Below are 1,802 nucleotides of genomic sequence, written 5' to 3'. Positions count from 1 at the left end.
TGCTAGATAAATTATTTCCTCTGTCGCAAGCGTATATCAAAAACTACCATCAGCCTTTTCGTAGGTATTTTCTGGATAGTGTTGGTTTTCACCATCGGATGAATATCCTTATTGGGCAGCGGGGCATTGGCAAAACAACGGTGCTGATTCAACACCTGATGGAGGCTTCAGAGGGTGACCCCTACACAACTCGCTCGCTTTTTGTGCAGGCTGATCATTATCTGGTTCAAAATCTGTCCCTGTACGAGATCGCTGAAGCTTTTGTCATGCAAGGTGGGACGCTGCTTTGTATTGATGAAATTCACAAGTACAAAAACTGGTCACAGGAACTGAAGAGCATCTACGATACTTTTACTGACTTGCGCCTTGTTGCAACAGGAAGTTCTGCTCTTGAAATTCATAAAGGCTCACATGACCTGAGTCGACGCGCATTGGTGCACAAGATGCCGGGTATGAGTTTTCGTGAGTTTCTTGGGCTGGAAATGGGGCTGGAGTTTGATTCTGTCAGCCTGGAAGTGCTGCTGGGTGACCATCAGAAATTGGCTGATGCCGTCATCGAAGCGGTCGAGAGCAGGCAACAAAAAATTATGCCTTTGTTTCATCAATACCTTAAAACCGGGTACTACCCCTACTTCCACGATATTCAGGATAAAGGGCTTTTCTGGATCACTCTTGAGCAGCACATCCAGGCTAGTGTCGAAAACGATCTGCTTTTTGTTCATCCCTCCTTGACGGGTAATAGCATCAAAAAGATTCTGGCTCTTTTAGGATTGATTCGTCAGAGCGTGCCCTTTGTACCGGATTTGAGCAAGCTAAAGCGGCTTGTGGATGTTGCAGACGAAAGAACCCTGAAAAACTATCTCAAGTATCTGGAGGATGCAGGGCTGATACGCCTGCTACAAAAAAGTACTTCGGGTCTAAAAACCCTGGAAAAGCCAGAAAAAATCTACCTGAACAATACCAATTTGCTTTACACCAGAGAGCCGGAAATAGGCACTGTAAGAGAAACCTTTTTTCTCAGTCAGCTGGCTTACAGCGATGAAGTGACCGCCGCCAGAAAAGGTGACTTCACTATTAACAATGTTTATACCGTAGAGGTTGGGGGAAAGAACAAGGACTTCTCACAGATCAAAGATATACCCAGCAGCTTTTTGGCACTGGATGATTTGGAGCGAGGCTTTGGAGCAAAAGTGCCTTTATGGCTTTTTGGTTTTTTGTATTAACACCAACCGGACACCAAAATCTGGGAAGCCTGCCTGGTCGGTAGTGGAAGATCCGATTTGCCCGTGACCCATTGGTGAATAGCTGTTTAAAATACGGTAAGCCAATAAAGGACAATACAGTTATGGAAAGAATGCTCTGGACAAAAGAGCAGGTTAAGCTGGCATTTCACCTCTACTGCCAGCTTCCGTTTGGTAAGTTGCATCGAGGTAACCCAGAAATTATTGAGCTGGCAAAACTGGATGGGGGCGATTGAAACTCTTAGAGCAGCTTTAACTCAGGTGTAAAACTCGACAATATAGGCCACCTACCAGCACCCAAGCCTAACCCAACCAACAAGGAGCCGTTTATGACCACCCCCAAAAACACCCTGCCCAGCCTGCTCCGCCCAGCGGGGCAGCTTAGCCAAACCTCCGAGCGGGTAAGAAAGCTGCATGAACTCACCGAGGAACTGTTGAACGACAACTTCCTCGCCACCCTGGATGATGACTCCTGGGTCGAGCGCCTTCTGGCCTGGGCGGATGAGTTTGAGATTAACCACGAAACCCTGCCACGCACCAAACAAGAACTGCAGCAGTTGC

The 1,802-nt window shown here is 47.1% G+C and carries 3 protein-coding genes; all 3 read left to right on the top strand.

The window, feature by feature from the left end:
- On the top strand, positions 1-1,223 hold a 1,223-nt coding region (locus tag IBX50_RS20350), incomplete at its 5' end, for an AAA family ATPase (RefSeq protein WP_292258219.1).
- Between the two features lie 122 nt (positions 1,224-1,345).
- Entirely contained in the window at positions 1,346-1,477 is a 132-nt protein-coding gene (locus tag IBX50_RS20345) for a hypothetical protein (protein WP_292258216.1), read from the top strand.
- A gap of 93 nt (positions 1,478-1,570) precedes the next feature.
- The coding region (locus tag IBX50_RS20340; protein WP_292258214.1) for a hypothetical protein at positions 1,571-1,802 on the top strand (232 nt) is incomplete at its 3' end.

The organism is Marinospirillum sp. (genome assembly GCF_014859565.1).
Note: the sequence above shows the minus strand (reverse complement) of the source record. Positions and strands in the feature narration are given on the sequence as shown.